Below are 17,542 nucleotides of genomic sequence, written 5' to 3'. Positions count from 1 at the left end.
TTCAGGACCGCTCGAGCGCGCTCACCAGGTCGTGGAACGCTTCTCGGTTGGAGTCATTCAAGCCCATGAGGATCTTGTGCGCCTCCAGCACTTTGGAACGCACCACGCTCTCGTCCTGGTCCTGGGACGGCAGATCGGTCAGGCATTCCGGGCACGGCACCGGCCGGTCGACGATGTTGAACACCTGGTCGAAGCCCATGGACTGCAGCAGGCGGGAAATGTCCGGGTTGGTGGTGACCAGGGTGGGCAGCAGGCCAACCTTCTGCCGGGACAGGATCGACAGCTTGGCCAGCAGGCCGAGGGTGGTACTGTCGATGCTCTCGGTTTCGGTCAGGTCGATGACGATGGCCGAGAAGTTCAGCGCGGTGAAGATCTTCTCGATCGTCGCATCCAGCGCCGAACACAGGGTCAGGCGCACTTCACCGACAAATTTCAGAACGAAGGTCCCGCTCTGCTCGGCGAACTGGATTCTACCAGTACTCATTCAAGGTTCCTGCTCAACACCAATAGGGCGATATCATCCGGCATCTCCCCAAGCGTAGCCAATTCGAATCGTTGGCGCAGCCCCTCCAGGCTACCACCTGCCGCCTTGACGATTTCCGGCAAGGCCGCTTCCTTATCTTTGAGTGTGTCCCCGGGCAAAAGGTCCAGAATGCCATCGGACATCAGGGTGAGGCTGAACTGCGGTGGCAGTTCCAGCACCTGGTCCTGGTAGCTGGCCTCGTCGAACAACCCCACCGGCAGGCCGCGGCCTTCGAGGTAGCGGGCCTGGCCCGGGGTGTACAGCACCGGCAGCGGCAAGTGGCCGCCGACGCTGTAGGTGAGCAGGCCGGTGTCCTCGTCGATGACGCCACCGACCATGGTCACATGCTTGCCCAGCTTGCAGTTGATCAGCCCACGGTTGATGTGGCTGAGCACCTGCGAAGGCTTGAACTCGCGCATTTTACCGCCACGCTTGAATTCGAACAGCAGGCGCGTGGTCATGAACTTGAGCAGCACCGTGACGAACGCCGACGAGGCGCCGTGACCGGAGACGTCCGCCAGGTAGAAGGCGATGCGCCGGTCATCCACACGGAAGTAGTCGGCGAAATCGCCCGACAGGTACAGCGACGGAATGATCTGGTGCTCGAAGGCGAACTCGCCAGCCACCCAGGGGTTTTCCGGGAGCATGTTCATCTGCACCTGGCGACCGGCGGTCTGGTCCTCCTGCAGCAGGTGCAGACTGGCCTCCAGCTCGCGGTTGGCCGCTTCGAGCTTCTCTCGGTAGCGCTGGTTTTCCAGCACCAGACGCGAGCGATCGAGGGCGCGGCGCACCGAGTGCTCGAGCACGGCCAGGTCTTCCAAGGGCTTGATCAGGTAGTCCGCCGCGCCCAGGCGCAAGGCTTCGACCGCGTCGCTCATGACGCCGGCACCGGACACCACGATCACCGGCAACTGCGGCGCGCGCTCGCTGATCCGGCGGATCAGTTCAAGGCCGCCCATCTGCGGCATGCGCAGATCGCAGATCACGAGGTCGGGCTGGTGTGCTTCGAAGACCTGGAGGCCCTGCTGGCCGTTGCCGGCCTGAAGGACGCTGAAGCCGCTGTCTTCCAGATAGGCGGCGAGACTGGCACGGACCACCTCGTCGTCATCGATGATCAGCAGCGTTGCACTGGGTTTCTGCATGTGGGCGAACGGCGCCAGATTTGGGTTGGCGTAGCGACTGTGGAAGACCGACAGACGGCTACTGGAATGCTCTTTAGCCACTCTCTATTTGAGTTGTAGGACAAGAAGACTGGTCCGGCAAATAGCGAGGTGCCCTGTAAGGCGCTGACGGTACTCCCATCCGCCTGGCGTTTCAAGCATGGCAAGGAAGACTCCCCCGCACTTTACAGGGCAAATCACCCGGCGTTATAAGAAAGCACATCGGCGCAACCTGACGAAAGGATGCAAGCATGTCCCAGCCCCCCGTGGATTACAGCGAAAAACGCGATTTCATACGCATGCGCATTGAAGCCGAGGTCAGCCTGCTGCACGCCGGCCAGGTGATCAGTGCCGTGTGCATCGACCTCTCCAGCAGCGGCATGCAGGTCCAGGCACCGCAGCGATTCAAAGTGGGCGACCAGCTCGAGGTGCGCATCGACTCCGACCACGCCGCCCTCGCCGGCCTGCACGCCAGCACCGAAGTGGTGTGGATTGCCGACCAGCCCGGCGGCGCGCAGAAGTTCGGCCTGCGCATCCTGGCCATGCATTGAACTGTTACGAAAAAGGCGACCCGAAGGTCGCCTTTTTCGTAAGCCGGTCGATCAGAAGTCGTCTTCGACCTGGCCGTCCTTGACCTTGAACTCGCGATTCTGCAGGTAGGCATTGCGCAGGAAGATGTACTTGTCGCCCTGGATCAGCTTCTCCGCCGACAGCAGGCTGGCGCGGGTGTCGATCACGTCCATCGCGAAGATCGAGTTGCGGGTCGGCACATGGTCGATGTAGCGGTAGGGTTCGGTGTAGGTGTCCGGGTACTTGGCCAGGCCGTCACGCACGGTGCTCGGGCCAAGGAACGGAATGACCACGTACGGCCCGCTGGGCACGCCCCAGTAGCCGAGGGTCTGGCCGAAATCCTCGTCGCTGCGCTGCAGGCCCATCTTGGTGCCGACGTCGAAGAAACCGCCCAGGCCGAAGGTGGTGTTGACGATCAGCCGCGCCGTGTCGATGCCCGCCGCTCGAGGCTTGAGCTGCAGCACGTTGTTGGCCAGGTTGGTGACGTCGCCCAGGTTGCGGAAGATGTTGTGGATGCCATCCTCGAGGAACTGCGGGGTGACGTACTGGTAACCCTGGGCCAGCGGCTTGAGGGCATAGGTGTCGAGGACATCGTTGAACCTGAAGATCGGTCGGTTGACCGACTCCCACGGATCCTCCTCGGTTGCCGCCTGGGTGGCTGCCACGGGCGCCAGCAGCAAGCTGGCGCAGACACAGGCCTGGGTGACTCGCTCGATCACTCCGGCACCGATCCTACGCATAGATGTTTCTCCATCGGATTTCACGGCGGCAACGGCCTATGGCGCGCTGCTCGATAGGGCGCAAGTATACTGGCTTGCTGGCTGAACGGTAGTTTTACATATCTCTGTCAAGATTTCGTGAACAACTGTAGTCGTCATCCCTTGGTCACAATCGCCGGGTAGCTTGCGGGGTATTTAGGGACGTTGCCATGCAAGACGCACCCGCCTTCACCGCCGTGCTGTTCGGACTGCGCGGCTGCCTGGTCCAGGCAAACGACGGCAGCCCCCTGCCCGCCCCCGGCGCCCTCGACTCCCTTCACCGCCTGCGCGCGCAGGCGGTGCCGTGCATCTGGCTCGACGAGCTCAGCGCCGCCCAGGGCAAGCGCCTGAGCAGCGTGCTGCCCGGCTGGCTACCGGGCCATCTGGTCAACGGCTGCAAATGGCCGGCGCCCAACGCCTGCTGGCAGGCGCTGATGAGCCTCGACAGCCAGCGCCTGGAAGGCTGCGTGCTGGTCAGCGGTGAGCCACGGTTGCTGCAGGCCGGGCTCAACGCCGGCCTGTGGACGGTGGGCCTGGCGGCCTGCGACCTCGGCCCCAGTCAATGGCAGGCCATGACCCGGCAGGAACAGGAGCGCACCCGTGGCAAGGCGACCCTGGCGCTATTCGGCCTGGGCGTGCACTCGGTGATCGATCACCTGGAATCCCTCGACACCTGCCTTGCGGACATTGCCCAGCGCCGATACAGGGGCGAGAAACCCTGATACATCCCCGTTGATGCGGGTCATGCAAAGCTGCGGCAGGTGGATTACGCTAGAAGGCAGGCCAGAACCTTTACCGTGTCGCCGAGGTCCATGGCTTGCCAAGTCATTGATGGAGAACGAACAATGCCTGCCCGCGAACTGCAAGAGCAACTCGATAGCCTGCGCGAGCAACTGGACCGCAATCCACCGCTCTCGCTGGAAGAGCGCGACCACCTGCATGAACTGATGCAGCAGATCGAAGCCCAGATCAAGCTCGAGGAAGCGACCAACGACAACAACCTGGTCGATGGGGTCAATACCGCCGTTGAACGTTTCGAGGCCGATCACCCAGACCTTACCGCCATCCTGCGCAATATCGCCAATCACCTGCACAGCATGGGGATCTGAACCGAATGGGGCCGCAAACGCGGCCCCATTACATTACTGACGCACCAATCGCAGGTTCTGCGGGCTGATCGCCCCAGTGCTGCGGTACGGGTTGATATCCAGCCCACCGCGGCGCACGTAGCGTGCATACACCGTCAGGTGCTCAGGCTTGAGCAGGTTCTTCAGGTCCAGGTAGATCCGCTCCACGCATTGTTCGTGGAAGTCGGCATGCTGGCGAAAACTGATCAGGTAGGTCAGCAGGCTGGCATGATCCAGCGCCTGCCCCTTGTACTCCACCACCACGCTACCCCAGTCCGGTTGGCCGGTGACCGGGCAGTTGGATTTGAGCAGGTGGCTGTGCACGGTCTCTTCCACCACGCGCTCCGACGCGCAACGCAGCAGCTCCGGTTGCGGCTGCTCGTAGTTGCTGATGTTCACATCCAGCGCGTCGATGCACTGGCCCGGTAGCGTGGTCACGCCCTGCCCCTCTACCTCGGCCAGGGTGCTGACCTTGACCGCGACCGGCTTGCCGGCTGCGGCGGACAGGTCCTGCACCAGGCACGCCTGCAACGCCGCTACCGACTCGAACACCGTCTGGTTCAACGAGTTGAGGTACAGCTTGAAGGACTTGGACTCGATGATGTTCGGCGAATCGCACGGGATGGCGAACTCACCGATGGCCACCACCGGCTTGCCCGAGGGCAGCAGCCAGGACAGTTCGAAGCAGTTCCAGAAGTCCACGCCCTGCCACGGCAGCGCGTCGCCACTCACGCCCAGCTCGGCCCATTTGGCCAGGCGGGGAATCGGGAACAGCAGCGAAGGGGTGTAGGTGGCGATGTATTCGCTGGACTTGCCCAGCGGGGAATGTTCGGCGGCGGGATGCATGGAAACTGACCTGAAGGTTCGAAATTGCCCTAGTCTACCGGTTTTGCACCCCGCCTTGGAGCCGATGTCACTCGATGGTCAGCGGCCCGACCATGCCCGCCTGGTAGTGGCCAGGCACGTTGCAGGCGAACTCGATGGGCGCCGACTTGCGGAAGGTCCAGGTCAGCTCGGCGCGCTGGCCGGGCTGTACCAGCACGGTGTTGCCACCCGCATGACCGTGGCCAGCGCCCATCTGGCCGTGATCCATCTGGCCATGGTCCATGCCTTCGTGGTTCATGCCGGCGGTGAACATCTTGCCCTGCATGGCGATCATTTCCTTCTGGTGCTCGGCGTGCATGGCCTTGTCGCCCAGGTTGAACTCGTGGGGCAGCTTGCCTTCGTTGACCAGCACGAAGCGCACGGTCTCGCCAGCCTTGACCTTGATGCTCTTCGGTTCGAAGGCGATGTCCTTGAGTACCACCTCGATGGTGCGGGTGGCCTTGGCCGCCTCGGCCGGCTCGCCGAAGGCGAAGGGTTTGCCGTTGTCGGCAAAGCTCGGCAGGCTGACCAGTGCGAGGGCGGCGGCGATGAACAGGTGTTTCATGGGTGACTCCGGGTCGTTCTGGGAGAATGAGACCATTCTCGAAAAGGCTGGCTGGCAGCTGGCTGACGGGAAGATTACAACGTTGTCAGCTTGGGCAGGCCGCCAGATCGTCACGTATGATTTCGGCATCGCGCTGATCCGAACATTGGTAAACACATGAAACTGCTGATCGTCGAAGACCAGGCCAAGACCGGCCAGTACCTGAGCCAGGGCCTGAGCGAAGCCGGCTTCGTCACTGAGCTTGCCAACGATGGCGACACCGGCCAGCACCTGGCCCTGACCGGTGACCACGACCTGCTGATCCTCGATGTGATGCTGCCGGGGCGCAACGGTTGGCAGATTCTCCAGGCCGTGCGCCAGGCCGGGCTGGAAACGCCGGTGCTGTTCCTCACCGCCCGAGATGCCGTCGAGGACCGCGTCCACGGCCTGGAGCTGGGCGCTGACGACTACCTGGTCAAGCCATTCGCCTTCTCCGAACTGCTGGCCCGGGTGCGCAGCCTGCTGCGCCGAGGCGCCAGCGCCAGCCAGGACACCTGCCTGAACCTGGCCGACCTGCGCCTGGACCTGATCCGCCGCCGCGCCGAACGCGCCGGCCAGCGCGTCGACCTGACCGCCAAGGAATTCGCCCTGCTCGAACTGCTGCTGCGCCGCCAGGGCGAGGTGCTGCCCAAGTCGCTGATCGCCTCGCAGGTGTGGGACATGAACTTCGACAGCGACACCAACGTCATCGAGGTGGCCATCCGCCGCCTGCGCCTGAAGATCGACGACCATCACGCCACCAAGCTGATCCATACCGTGCGCGGCATGGGCTACGTGCTCGAGGAGCGCCAGGACTGATGCGCCGCCTGTCCCTCGGCCGTCGCCTGGCGCTGCTGTTCGCCGCCTGCACCGCCAGTGTTTCGCTGGGCGCCGGCCTGCTGTTCAGCCGCGCCAGCGAGCAGCACTTCGTCGAGCTCGACCAGCAACTGCTCAGCGGCCGCCTGTCGCTGATGCGCAGCCTGCTCGACGGCGTCACCACCCCCGAGCAACTGGCCACGCGCCTGCCGGGGCTGCTCAACGAGCTCAGCCACCAGTCCGACCTGGCCTTGCGCGTGCGCGCGGTCGACGGCACCACCTGGTTCGCCAGCCGCGGCGACCTGCCGGACGCCCCCGCCCAGCTCGGCCTGGCCACGCTGCATACCCAGGGCATCGACTACCGCGGACTGAGCCTGCCGCTGGACGAAACCCGGCCCGACTCGCCGCAGTTGACCTTGTTCCTCGACATCACCCATCACCAGCACTTCCTGCAAGGCATGCAGCGCCTGATCTGGCTCACGGTCGGCCTCAGCGCGCTGGTCACCGCGCTGCTGGGTGCCTGGGCCGTGCGCCGTGGCCTGAAGCCGCTGCGGCGGATGGGCAAGGTCGCCGCCAGCGTCAACGCCCGCTCGCTGACCACTCGCCTGCCGGCCGCCGAGATGCCCGAGGAACTGGCCGAGCTGGCCGGCGCGGTCAATGCCATGCTGCAGCGCCTGGACGATGCTTTCCAACGCCTGTCGGCGTTCTCTGCGGACATCGCCCACGAGTTGCGCACGCCGCTGTCCAACCTGCTGACCCACACCCAGGTCACCCTTACTCGCCCACGCAGCCTCGAGGAGTACCGCGAGGCCCTGCATGGCAATCTCGAGGAACTGCAATGGATGGCCCAGCTGGTCAACGACATGCTCTATCTGGCCAAGGCCGACCACGGTCTGCTGATGCCCAATAGTCAGGCGCTGGACCTGGCGATCGAGGTCGATGCGCTGCTGGAGTATTACGCGCCGCTGGCTGAGGAAGCCGAGGTCAGGCTGTCTCGCGAGGGCCAGGCGCATGCCGAGGGCGACCGACACATGCTGCGCCGGGCCTTGTCGAACCTGCTGGACAATGCCCTGCGCTTCACCCCGGCGGGGGGCGAGATTCGTGTGAGCCTTGCGCCGGGGTTGCGCATCGAGGTGGCCAACAGTGGCCCGGCAATCGCCCCGCAACTGCTGGAGCGGCTGTTCGACCGTTTCTATCGGGCAGACCCGGCGCGCCAGGAGGGCAGCAGCGAGCATGCGGGCCTGGGGCTGGCCATCACCCGCTCGATCGTGCAGGCGCACGGCGGGAATATTCGGGCCCAGTGCGAAGGTGGGTGGACGCGCTTCGTGATCGAGTTGCCTGCCTAGAGGGCTGCTGCGCAGCCCATCGCCGGCAAGCCGGCGAAAGGGGCGCAAAGCGCCCCTGCCTTACTCGTAACGCAACGCCATCGCCGGTTCGATCTGCGAAGCGCGGTACGCAGGATAGAGGGTCGCCAGGAAGCTCATCACCAGCCCAGCCACGCAGATGATCGCCACATCGCCCCACTGCAGCTCCGAGGGCAGGCTGCTGATGAAGTAGATGTCGGAGGTGAAGATGTGCTGCCCACTGACTCGCTCGATCCAGCCGACCACGGCGCTGACGTTCAGTGCCAGGATCACCCCGAGCACGCCACCGATCAGCGTGCCGACGATGCCGATCAGGCTGCCCTGGACCATGAACGTGCCCATGATCTGCGCCGGCGTCGCGCCGATGGTGCGCAGGATGGCGATATCCGCGCCCTTGTCGTTCACCACCATCACCAGGGTGGCGATGATATTGAAGGCAGCCACGGCGATGATCATCATCAGCAGCAGGCCGATCATGGTCTTTTCCATTTTCATGGCGCTGAACAGGCTGCCCTGGGTGTGCGACCAATCATCGGCACGGTAGCCGTCGCCCAGCCCCGCAGCGATGGCCTTGGACACCTGCGGCGCAGCGTACAGGTCATGCAGCTTCAGCCGCACGCCCTGCACCTGGCCCGGCGCCCAGCGCTGCATCTCGCCGGCATCGGCGATATGGATGTAGGCCTGGGAGCCATCCAGTTCGGCGCCGACCTTGAAGATGCCGACCACGGTCAGGCGCTGCATGCGCGGGGTGATGCCGCCCGGCTCCTTGCTGATTTCCGGAACGATCAGGGTCAGCTTGTCGCCGGTATTCAGGCGAAAGCGCCGGGCGGTCAATTCACCGATGACCACGCCGTACTCGCCCGGCACCAGGTCCTGCAGGCTGCCCTGGACAATATGCTGGGTGACGATGGAGACCTTGCCCTCCTCGGCCGGGTCGATGCCGGCGACCTGAATCGGCTGCATCGCCCCCTTGTACGAGAGCATGCCCTCCATCTCGGTGATCGGCGCCGCGGCCATCACCGCCGGGTTGCTTTCGGCGGCGCTGGCGACCTTGCGCCAGTCGTCCAGCGGCTGCGCGCCGAGAATCGCGGCATGGGGCACCAGGCCCAGCACGCGTGAGCTCATCTCGCGCTGGAAGCCGTTCATCACCGACAGCACCGTGATCATCGCCAGCACGCCGAGCGACAGGCCGATCATCGAAGTCATCGAGATGAACGAGATGAAGTGGTTGCGGCGCTTGGCACGGGTGTAGCGGGCACCGATGAACAACGACAAGGGTCTGAACATGAACGAGGACACCCAAGTGAAAAATGAATCGGGGCCGCCTCAGGCCGCCCCATGCAGGCGACTCAGATCGCCACCAGGTGCCCGTCTTCCAGGCGCAGCACACGGTCCATCTGCCGCGCCAGGTTGAGGTCGTGGGTCACAACCAGGAATGCGGTCTGCGAGTGATTCGACAGCTCCTGCATCAGTTCCTGGATACCCTGGGCGGTGTGGTGGTCGAGGTTGCCGGTGGGCTCGTCGAGCATGACCAGGCCCGGGCGGTTGACCAGGGCGCGGGCGATCGCCACACGCTGGCGTTCACCACCGGACAGCTCGGCCGGCTTGTGATTCAACCGGTGCCCCAGGCCAACGCGCTTGAGCAGCGCCTCGGCACGCTCGCGGGCCTCGGCGATCGGCGTCTTGCCGATCAGCAGCGGCATGCAGGCGTTTTCCAGGGCGGTGAACTCCGCCAGCAGGTGGTGGAACTGGTAGACGAAGCCCAGGGCGCGGTTGCGCAGCAGGCCGCGGGCCCGCTCGCCCAGCGCCGACAGCTCCTCGCCGGCCAGCCAGACGCTGCCCTGGCTCGGGGTGTCGAGGCCGCCGAGCAGGTTGAGCAAGGTACTCTTGCCCGAGCCCGAGCTGCCGACGATGGCCACCCGCTCGCCCGGGTGCAGTTCGAGGTTCAACCCCGACAAGACCTGGACCGACTCCGGGCCTTCCTCGTAGCTCTTGCCCAGGTTGCGGCAGCTCAACACGGCTTTATCACTCATGCGCGACTCACTCATAACGTAGCGCCTCCGCCGGCTGGGTGCGCGAGGCGCGCCAGGCCGGATACAGGGTGGCGAAGAAACTCAGGACCAGCGCCGCACCACAGACCATGTACACGTCCTGGGCCTGGATCTGCGACGGCAGGTAATCGATGAAGTACACATCGGCATTGAGGAACTTGTGCCCGATCAGGGTCTCGATGCCGGCGATGGCCGCGCTCACGTTAAGCGCGCCGAGGATGCCCAGGACCGCGCCGATCAGCGTGCCGACCACGCCGATCACCGTGCCCTGGACCATGAAGATGGCCATGATCTGCCCGGGCGTGGCGCCCAGGGTGCGCAGGATGGCGATGTCGCCGCGCTTGTCGTTGACCACCATCACCAGGGTGGAAATGATGTTGAACGCCGCCACCGCGACGATCAGCAGCAACAGCAGGCCGATCATGGATTTCTCCATGCGGATCGCCTGGTACAGGTTGCCGTGGGTGCGGGTCCAGTCACGCGGGTAGAACTCCTGCTCGCCCAGCTGCTGGGCGATGGCCCAAGAGGCCCGCGGGGCCTGGAACAGGTCGTCGAACTTCAGGCGCACGCCCTGGACCTGGTCGGCCTTCCAGCGGTGCAGGCGCGACAGGTCGGCGATGTTGGTCAGGCCCAGATAGCCGTCGATCTCGCCGGCGCCGACATGGAAGGTGCCGACCACGGTAAAGCGCTTCATGCGCGGGAACATCCCCGCCGGGGTGACGCTGACCTCGGGGGCAACGAAAGTCAGCTTGTCGCCGATGCCCACGTCCAGTTTCTGCGCGGCCTTGTCGCCGATCATGATGCCCCACTCGCCCGGGGCCAGCTTGTCGAGGCTACCGTCGAGGACGAACTTGTCGATGATCGACACCTCGCGCTCGCGGGCCGGGTCGACACCGTTGAGCAGCACCTTCTGCACCTTGCCTTCATGGGTCAGCAGGCCCTGCATCTGTGTGAATGGCGCGACCGCCAGCACCTGCGGATTCTGCTTTACTTTAGAGGCGAGGGCCTGCCAGTCGTCGATCGGCTGGCCGGTCTCCAGCGTTGCATGGGGGATCATACCCAGCACGCGGGTACGCATCTCGTGGTCGAACCCGTTCATCACCGAGAGCACCACGATCATCACCACCACGCCCAGGGCGAGGCCGATCATCGAGGTGAGCGAAATGAACGAGACGAAGTGATTGCGGCGCTTGGCACGGGTGTAACGCGTACCAATGAATACGAATAGAGGTCTGAACATGTCGGGGCTTGTTCGGATGAAAGGGAACGTCCTTGTGGCGAGGCGCCTACGGCGGCTTTACACTCGGACCACCGCCGTAACCTTGGGTTCGCCATGACGACATTAGACGAAGAAGATCGCCGCGAATACTACCGCATCGAAGATCGGATCGCACTTCAAATCAGCCCCCTCAGCGCGGCCGAAGCCCTTGAAACAGAACTGTTGCAGGATGATTCCGAGCTGTTCAACCTGCTCAGCGAGCTGCACCTTTCAGACTTCGAGTCGCAGCACCTGTTGCGCCAGCTGAGCGAAAAAGACCGCACCCTGGCCGCCTTCCTGCGCGCCCAGAACAAACGTCTCGACTTGCTCAGCGCCGTGGTCGCCCAGACCCTGATCGGCGAAATCGGCCAGCCGCAGCCGGTGATCATCTCTGAAGGCGGCATCGAGTTCGCACAGGCGCAGAAGATCGACCCCGGCACCCGGGTCAAGGTGAAGATGGTGCTGATGCCCCGCGCCCATGGCCTGCTCCTGCGCGGCCGGGTCACCCACTGCGACCCGCGCCCGGATGGCGATTACGAGGTAGGCACCGAGTTCATCGACATGACCGACGCCCAGCGCCAGCTGCTGGCCCGCTACATCCTGCAGCGCCAGCAACAGCAACGACGCCAGGCGCTGGAACAGAACGACCCCGCTTCCTGAAGCCCTTTTCTCTCTGATTTGAAGGAACGAACGTGACCTTGATCTATGGCCACCGCGGCGCCAAGGGCGAAGCGCCCGAGAATACCCTGCAGAGCTTTCGCCAGTGCCTGTCCCATGGCGTGACCCGCTGCGAACTCGACCTGCACCTGTCGGCCGACAACGAGCTGATGGTAATCCATGATCCGACCCTCAAGCGCACCACTGGCCGGCGCGGCAAGGTGGTCGAGCACACCGCCGCCGAGCTGGTCACCTACGATGCGCGCAAGGGCGGCCCGGGCCATGTGCAGCCCTGCCCCATCCCGCGGCTCGAGGAGTTGTTCGAGAAGTGCCCGTTCGAGCACTGGCAGCTGGAGGTCAAGAGTGCCTCGCGCACCCGTGCCGCCAGCACCGTGCTGGCGATCCGCGAACTGGCCCAGCAGCATGGCCTGCTGGACAAGGTGACCATCACCTCGAGCTCACGGGAAGTGCTGGGCGCCGCCCAGGAGCTGGTACCCGACATCAAGCGCGGACTGGTTGCCGAGTACGCCTGGCTCGACCCGCTGAAGGTCGCGCAGAACTACGACTGCGAGATGCTGGCGTTGAACTGGACGCTGTGCACCCCCGAACGCCTGATCAAGGCGCAGCGCCAGGGCCTGCATGTGTCGGTATGGACGGTCAACGAACCGGCGCTGATGCGCCGGCTCGCCGACTTTGGCGTGGACAGCCTGATTACAGACTTTCCCGGTTTGGCCAGGACCACCCTCGGGTAGGGCTGAAATCGGTCTCCCCGACCGGCTCAGGCCACCGGTCGGAGCCGCTCAAAAAAGCCGGTTCAGTCCATCGTAGGCAGCTACCCGATAGGCCTCGGCCATGGTCGGGTAGTTGAAGGTGGTGTTGACGAAGTACTTCAGGTTGTTCTGTTCGCCCGGCTGGTTCATCACCGCCTGGCCGATGTGGACGATCTCCGAGGCCTGGTAGCCGAAGCAGTGCACACCGAGGACTTCCAGGGTCTCGCGGTGGAACAGGATCTTCAGCATGCCCTGCGGCTCGCCGGCGATCTGCGCGCGGGCCATGCTCTTGAAGAAGGCCTTGCCCACTTCATAGGGCACCTTGGCCTGGGTCAGCTCCTGCTCGTTCTTGCCGATCGAGCTGATCTCCGGAATGGTGTAGATGCCGGTCGGCACGTCGTTGACGAAGCGCCAGCTGCCGTTGTCGACGATGCTGCCGGCGGCCGAGCGGCCCTGGTCGTGGGCGGCGCTGGCCAGGCTCGGCCAGCCGATCACGTCACCGGCGCCATAGATGTTCGGCACGCTGGTGCGGTAGGTCTCGTCGACCTCGATCTGGCCACGGCTGTTGACCTTGATGCCGATGTTCTCCAGGCCCAGCTTGTCGGTGTTGCCGGTACGGCCGTTGCACCACAGCAAGGCGTCGGCCTTGATCTTCTTGCCCGATTTCAGGTGCAGGATCACCCCGTTGTCCAGGCCTTCGACGCGGTCGTATTCCTCGTTGTGGCGCACGGTGATGTTGTTGTTGCTGAAGTGGTAGCTCAGCGCCTGGGAGATTTCCGAGTCGAGGAAGCTCAGCAGCTGGCCGCGGTTGTCGACCAGCTCGACCAGCACACCCAGGCCGCTGAAGATCGAGGCGTATTCGCAACCGATCACCCCGGCGCCGTAGACGATCAGCTTGCGTGGGGTGTGGCTCAGGCTGAGGATGGTGTCGCTGTCGTAGACCCGCGGGTGGTGGAAGTCGATGTCGGCCGGGCGATACGGACGCGAGCCGGTGGCAATGATGATGTGCTTGGCGTTGAGCTTCTCGACCACGCCGTTGGGGCAGACCACTTCGACGGTCTGCTCGTCGGCGAAGCTGCCGGTGCCGACGAACACATCGACGCGGTTGCGCGCGTAGTAGCCGGTACGCGAGGCAACCTGCTTGCTGATGACTTTCTCGGCGCTCTTGAGCACGTCGGGGAAGGAGAACCAGCGCGGCTCGCCGATGGCGCGGAACATCGGGTTGGTGTTGAACTGCATGATCTGCCGCACGGAGTGACGCAGCGCCTTGGACGGGATGGTGCCCAGGTGGGTGCAGTTACCGCCGACCTGGCGACGGCTGTCGACCATGGCCACCTTGCGCCCTGCTTTGGCGGCGTTCATTGCCGCGCCTTCTCCGGCCGGGCCGGAACCCAGCACCACTACGTCGTAGTTGTAGACAGCCATGCGTACTCCTTCAGAACTGGCCCGCCGGCCGGATGGCCGCGGGGCGCGATCATGTCGCCGGGGCGCCATGAGAAAATTCGGGTGCAGTCTAATCAAGCGTGAACGCCGCGCACATTAACCCTTGGTCGCGTCGTAGGCCATTATTGCCTGCACTACATGTCGTTTCACCGCTTCCCTGGCATTGATCATCCGTGGCTTGCCTTTCACTCGCCTTTCACCACCCGCTCGAAGGCCGGCGTGGAACGGGAGACGAAACCACCCTCGACCCGGGTCACCAGTACCGCGGCAATGCCGTGGGCGACGGCGAAATCCCAGCCCTGCTGCGGCCCGAGGATCAACAGCAGGGTCGAGTAGCCGTCGGCCTGCAGCGCCGAGCCGTCGAGCACCGTCACCGCCGCCAGGTCGTGCTCGACCGGGCGCCCGAGATGGGCGTCGAAGGTGTGCGAATAGCGCCGGCCATTGTCCTCGAAATAATGCCGATAGTCACCCGAGGTCGACACGGCCATGTCCTCCACGTCGATGACCTGGCGGGCGATCTGGCGATCCTCGCGCGGCAGCTCCAGGGCCACCCGCCAGGCACTGCCGTCGGGCTTGCGGCCCACGGCCTTGAGCTCGCCGGTGGCTTCGGCGAGAAACGCCTCGATGCCCATGCCGCGCAGGCGCTGGGCGATCAGGTCGACGGCGTGGCCAGCGGCGATGCTGTTGAAGTCCAGCTCGATGGGGGCGTCCTTGCACAGGGCGTCACCCTCGATGCGCAGGTGCCGGTAGCCCACACGCTCACGTGCACGTGCCAGCGCCTGCGGGTCGGGCACGTGCATCTCGCGGGCCTGCGGGCCAAAGCCCCAGAGGTCGAGCAGTGGCTCGACGGTGAGGTCGAAGGCACCCCGGCTCTGCTCGGCCAGGTGCTGGCCGAAGCTGGCCAGCTCGAACAGGTCGGCGTCGATGGGCAGGCACTGATTGGCCGGGAGCTGGTTGAAACGGCTGACGGTAGAGTCGCCGCGGTAGGTGGAGTAGCGGGCGTCGATGGCCTGGAGGATGGCCTCGACCTCGGCCTGGACCTGCTCGGGCGCAGGGCCGCCGGGTTGGCGCACGTACTGGATGCTGTAGCTGCTGCCCATGGTCGGGCCGCCGAAGCGCTCGAGGGTGGGGCCTTGATTGCAGGCTGACAGCAACAACAGGCAAAGCAGAAGAACTGTGCGCAACATGGATTTCTCGGTTGACCGGCCCACAGCGACCGCGCTGATGCGAGGAGCAAAAAAAAACGGGAACCCGAAGGTTCCCGTTTTTTCAACGCATTACAAGCGGATCAGCGTGGAAACGCTGGCGGGTTCACACCAGCCATGTCTTCCATCACGCGTACCACCTGGCAGCTGTAACCGAACTCGTTGTCGTACCAGACGTACAGGACAACGCGGTTGTCGTTGCAGATGGTCGCCTCGGCGTCGACCACACCGGCGTGGCGCGAGCCGACGAAGTCGGTGGACACCACTTCCTGGGAGCTGACGTAGTCGATCTGCTTGTGCAGCTCCGAGTGCATGGCGGTCTGGCGCAGGTACTCGTTCAGCTCTTCGCGGGTGGTGGCCTTCTCGAGGTTCAGGTTGAGAATGGCCATCGACACGTTCGGCGTCGGCACACGGATGGCATTGCCGGTCAGCTTGCCCTTGAGCACCGGCAGGGCCTTGGCGGCGGCGGTGGCGGCACCGGTCTCGGTGATGACCATGTTCAGCGGCGCGGCGCGGCCACGACGGCTGCCCTTGTGGAAGTTGTCGATCAGGTTCTGGTCGTTGGTGAACGAGTGAACGGTTTCGACGTGGCCGTTGACGATGCCGTACTGGTCGTTGATGGCCTTGAGCACCGGCACGATGGCGTTGGTGGTGCAGGACGCCGCCGAGATGATCTTGTCGTCGGCGCTGATGTCGCCGTGGTTGATGCCGTGCACGATGTTCTTCAGCGCGCCCTTGCCAGGTGCGGTGAGGATCACGCGAGCAGCGCCCGGGCAGGCCAGGTGCTGGCCGAGGCCGTCGGCGTCACGCCATACGCCGGTGTTGTCGACGATCAGCGCATCGTGGATGCCGTACTGGGTGTAGTCGACTTCGCTCGGGCTCTTGGCGTAGATCACCTGGATCAGGTTGCCGTTGGCGGTGATGGTGTTGTTGGCTTCATCGATGACGATGGTGCCGTCGAACGGACCGTGCACCGAGTCGCGGCGCAGCAGGCTGGCGCGCTTGACCAGGTCGTTCTCGGCGCCCTTGCGCACGACGATGGCGCGCAGGCGCAGGCCGTCGCCACCACCGGTCTTCTCGATCAGGATGCGCGCCAGCAGGCGGCCGATACGGCCGAAGCCGTACAGGACGACGTCGGTGCCCTTGCGTGCGGAAGCGTTCTGCTGACCCACGACGTCGGCCAGTTCGTCACGGACGAACTGCTCGGCGCTGCGGCCGTTGCCTTCGGCCTTGAACTTGTTGGCCAGCTTGCCCAGGTCCACCGAGGCGGCACCCAGTTTCAGCTCGCTCATGGCCTTGAGCAGGGGGAATGTCTCGTGGACGGACAGCTCGGTCTCGTCGGTCTGACGGTGACGGGCAAAGCGGTGGGCTTTGAGGATCGAGATAACCGAACGGTTGATCAGGCTGCGGCCATAGATCGAGCTCACCACGTTGTTGTTGCGGTAGAGCTGACCGATAAGCGGGATCATCGCTTCAGCCAGGGCTTCACGATCGATCCACTCACCAAGACACTGGTCGGGCTTCTGAGTCACGGTAACCTTCCACATGTAGGGGAACAAAAAAGGGGCTACATTATGACGCCCCTCGGCGTATCGGGCAATGAGCGCCTGTCGCCGACGCCAGACCCCGTCGTCATGCCCTCGCGAGCCTGACAGCGAGCCCCGGCACCGGTACAATCGACCTCTTTGCCGCATCGCTTGGAGTCCGATCTCCCGTGTCAGTTCTGCGCCTACCGCAAATGTCGGCCACGGCCGGCAAACAAACCTGGGGCAACCTGCCCGGCGCCGCCTTGAGCCTGGCCATCGCCGAGGCGGCCAGTACCGCCGGTCGCTTCACCCTGTTGCTGACCGCCGACAGCCAGGCGGCCGACCGCCTCGAGCAGGAGCTGCGCTTCTTCGCGCCGGCGCTGCCGGTGCTGCCGTTCCCAGACTGGGAAACCCTGCCCTACGACCTGTTCTCGCCGCACCAGGACATCATCTCCCAGCGCATCGCCAGCCTCTACCGGCTGCCGGAGCTGGACCACGGCATCCTGGTCGTGCCGATCACCACCGCCCTGCACCGCCTGGCCCCCACGCGCTTCCTGCTGGGCAGCAGCCTGGTGCTGGACGTCGGCCAGAAGATCGACGTCGAGCAGATGCGCACGCGCCTCGAGGCCAGCGGCTACCGCTGCGTTGACACGGTCTACGAGCATGGCGAGTTCGCCGTGCGCGGCGCGCTGATCGACCTGTTCCCCATGGGCAGCAAGCAGCCGTACCGCATCGACCTGTTCGACGACGAGATCGAGACCCTGCGCACCTTCGACCCGGAGTCGCAGCGCTCGATCGACAAGGTCGACTCGATCCGACTGCTGCCGGCGCGCGAGTTTCCCATGCAGAAGGACGAGGTGACGCGCT

Annotated in this window: 19 protein-coding genes and 1 pseudogene; 9 read left to right on the top strand and 11 right to left on the bottom strand. The window is 64.6% G+C overall.

Annotated features, from left to right (window positions below; genetic code table 11):
• Window position 1 precedes the first annotated feature (1 nt).
• Both rssC and rssB read right to left on the bottom strand, forming a co-directional pair.
• Entirely contained in the window at window positions 2-484 is a 483-nt protein-coding gene (gene rssC / locus CC207_RS19245) for an anti-sigma factor antagonist RssC (RefSeq protein WP_028692715.1), read from the bottom strand.
• On the bottom strand, window positions 481-1,665 hold the full coding sequence (gene rssB, locus CC207_RS19240; protein WP_028692716.1) for a two-component system response regulator RssB: 1,185 nt from the start codon (window positions 1,663-1,665) through the stop codon (window positions 481-483). The genes rssC and rssB overlap by 4 nt, the downstream gene beginning before the upstream one ends.
• Window positions 1,666-1,934: 269 nt before the next feature.
• On the opposite strand from rssB, the gene CC207_RS19235 reads away from it, so the two are divergent.
• Window positions 1,935-2,234, top strand: coding sequence for a PilZ domain-containing protein (locus CC207_RS19235; RefSeq protein WP_028692717.1), 300 nt, complete (start codon window positions 1,935-1,937; stop codon window positions 2,232-2,234).
• Window positions 2,235-2,285: 51 nt separating this feature from the next.
• On the opposite strand, the gene CC207_RS19230 is transcribed toward CC207_RS19235, so the two are convergent.
• Window positions 2,286-2,993 carry a VacJ family lipoprotein gene (locus tag CC207_RS19230; protein WP_028692718.1) on the bottom strand — a complete coding sequence of 236 codons (708 nt, stop codon included), beginning with the start codon at window positions 2,991-2,993 and terminating at the stop codon, window positions 2,286-2,288.
• A 188-nt stretch (window positions 2,994-3,181) separates the two neighbouring features.
• On the opposite strand from CC207_RS19230, the gene CC207_RS19225 reads away from it, so the two are divergent.
• A complete protein-coding gene (locus CC207_RS19225; protein ID WP_069016666.1) occupies window positions 3,182-3,733 on the top strand; it encodes a phosphonoacetaldehyde phosphonohydrolase-related protein in 552 nt (183 codons plus the stop codon).
• A 123-nt stretch (window positions 3,734-3,856) separates the two neighbouring features.
• The gene (locus tag CC207_RS19220) at window positions 3,857-4,120 is read left to right on the top strand and encodes a DUF4404 family protein (RefSeq protein WP_028692720.1); all 264 of its coding nucleotides are present in this window, start codon (window positions 3,857-3,859) and stop codon (window positions 4,118-4,120) included.
• 33 nt (window positions 4,121-4,153) lie between these two features.
• Here CC207_RS19220 and queF read toward each other — a convergent pair whose 3' ends face one another.
• Both queF and CC207_RS19210 read right to left on the bottom strand, forming a co-directional pair.
• Window positions 4,154-4,984 carry an NADPH-dependent 7-cyano-7-deazaguanine reductase QueF gene (queF, locus tag CC207_RS19215; RefSeq protein ID WP_088852584.1) on the bottom strand — a complete coding sequence of 277 codons (831 nt, stop codon included), beginning with the start codon at window positions 4,982-4,984 and terminating at the stop codon, window positions 4,154-4,156.
• A 67-nt stretch (window positions 4,985-5,051) separates the two neighbouring features.
• Window positions 5,052-5,567: a plastocyanin/azurin family copper-binding protein gene (locus CC207_RS19210; protein WP_062574603.1), complete on the bottom strand. Its 516-nt coding sequence runs from the start codon at window positions 5,565-5,567 to the stop codon at window positions 5,052-5,054.
• Between CC207_RS19210 and CC207_RS27805 the strand changes: the two genes are divergently transcribed.
• Genes CC207_RS27805 through CC207_RS19200 form a run of 3 tightly spaced genes read left to right on the top strand, consistent with a single transcriptional unit; the run spans window position 5,566 to window position 7,747 of the window.
• Window positions 5,566-5,727, top strand: a complete 162-nt coding sequence (locus CC207_RS27805) for a hypothetical protein (protein ID WP_182322726.1) — start codon at window positions 5,566-5,568, stop codon at window positions 5,725-5,727. The two genes, CC207_RS19210 and CC207_RS27805, sit on opposite strands and share 2 nt — an antisense overlap.
• A complete protein-coding gene (locus tag CC207_RS19205) occupies window positions 5,724-6,404 on the top strand; it encodes a heavy metal response regulator transcription factor (protein WP_028692723.1) in 681 nt (226 codons plus the stop codon). Before CC207_RS27805 ends, CC207_RS19205 begins: the two co-directional genes overlap by 4 nt.
• Entirely contained in the window at window positions 6,404-7,747 is a 1,344-nt protein-coding gene (locus tag CC207_RS19200; protein ID WP_178080978.1) for a heavy metal sensor histidine kinase, read from the top strand. The genes CC207_RS19205 and CC207_RS19200 overlap by 1 nt, the downstream gene beginning before the upstream one ends.
• A 60-nt stretch (window positions 7,748-7,807) precedes the next feature.
• On the opposite strand, the gene CC207_RS19195 is transcribed toward CC207_RS19200, so the two are convergent.
• The 3 genes from CC207_RS19195 to CC207_RS19185 all read right to left on the bottom strand — a co-directional run bounded on the left by CC207_RS19195 (window position 7,808) and on the right by CC207_RS19185 (window position 11,056).
• Window positions 7,808-9,052, bottom strand: a complete 1,245-nt coding sequence (locus CC207_RS19195) for a lipoprotein-releasing ABC transporter permease subunit (RefSeq protein ID WP_028692725.1) — start codon at window positions 9,050-9,052, stop codon at window positions 7,808-7,810.
• Window positions 9,053-9,114: 62 nt separating this feature from the next.
• Window positions 9,115-9,798: a lipoprotein-releasing ABC transporter ATP-binding protein LolD gene (lolD, locus tag CC207_RS19190; protein ID WP_175406177.1), complete on the bottom strand. Its 684-nt coding sequence runs from the start codon at window positions 9,796-9,798 to the stop codon at window positions 9,115-9,117.
• A 7-nt stretch (window positions 9,799-9,805) separates the two neighbouring features.
• The gene (locus tag CC207_RS19185) at window positions 9,806-11,056 is read right to left on the bottom strand and encodes a lipoprotein-releasing ABC transporter permease subunit (protein ID WP_088852583.1); all 1,251 of its coding nucleotides are present in this window, start codon (window positions 11,054-11,056) and stop codon (window positions 9,806-9,808) included.
• 93 nt (window positions 11,057-11,149) lie between these two features.
• On the opposite strand from CC207_RS19185, the gene CC207_RS19180 reads away from it, so the two are divergent.
• Both CC207_RS19180 and CC207_RS19175 read left to right on the top strand, forming a co-directional pair.
• Window positions 11,150-11,734 carry a PilZ domain-containing protein gene (locus CC207_RS19180; protein ID WP_088852582.1) on the top strand — a complete coding sequence of 195 codons (585 nt, stop codon included), beginning with the start codon at window positions 11,150-11,152 and terminating at the stop codon, window positions 11,732-11,734.
• Between the two features lie 32 nt (window positions 11,735-11,766).
• Window positions 11,767-12,483, top strand: a complete 717-nt coding sequence (locus tag CC207_RS19175; protein WP_028692729.1) for a glycerophosphodiester phosphodiesterase family protein — start codon at window positions 11,767-11,769, stop codon at window positions 12,481-12,483.
• A gap of 48 nt (window positions 12,484-12,531) precedes the next feature.
• Here the strand turns inward: CC207_RS19175 and sthA are convergent, their stop codons facing one another.
• The 3 genes from sthA to CC207_RS19160 all read right to left on the bottom strand — a co-directional run bounded on the left by sthA (window position 12,532) and on the right by CC207_RS19160 (window position 16,696).
• A complete protein-coding gene (sthA, locus tag CC207_RS19170; protein WP_023631920.1) occupies window positions 12,532-13,926 on the bottom strand; it encodes a Si-specific NAD(P)(+) transhydrogenase in 1,395 nt (464 codons plus the stop codon).
• A gap of 203 nt (window positions 13,927-14,129) precedes the next feature.
• A complete protein-coding gene (locus tag CC207_RS19165; protein ID WP_069016682.1) occupies window positions 14,130-15,128 on the bottom strand; it encodes an FAD:protein FMN transferase in 999 nt (332 codons plus the stop codon).
• A gap of 104 nt (window positions 15,129-15,232) precedes the next feature.
• A complete protein-coding gene (locus CC207_RS19160; protein ID WP_036986701.1) occupies window positions 15,233-16,696 on the bottom strand; it encodes a glyceraldehyde-3-phosphate dehydrogenase in 1,464 nt (487 codons plus the stop codon).
• Between the two features lie 167 nt (window positions 16,697-16,863).
• Between CC207_RS19160 and CC207_RS27800 the strand changes: the two are divergent.
• Window positions 16,864-17,542 (top strand): annotated as a pseudogene (locus tag CC207_RS27800) (transcription-repair coupling factor); the annotation flags it as partial.

It is taken from the genome of Pseudomonas sp. DrBHI1 (assembly GCF_002205115.1).
Classification (GTDB): domain Bacteria; phylum Pseudomonadota; class Gammaproteobacteria; order Pseudomonadales; family Pseudomonadaceae; genus Aquipseudomonas; species Aquipseudomonas mosselii.
The sequence above is the reverse complement of the archived record's forward strand: the minus strand, read 5'-3'. Positions and strand labels throughout refer to the sequence as shown.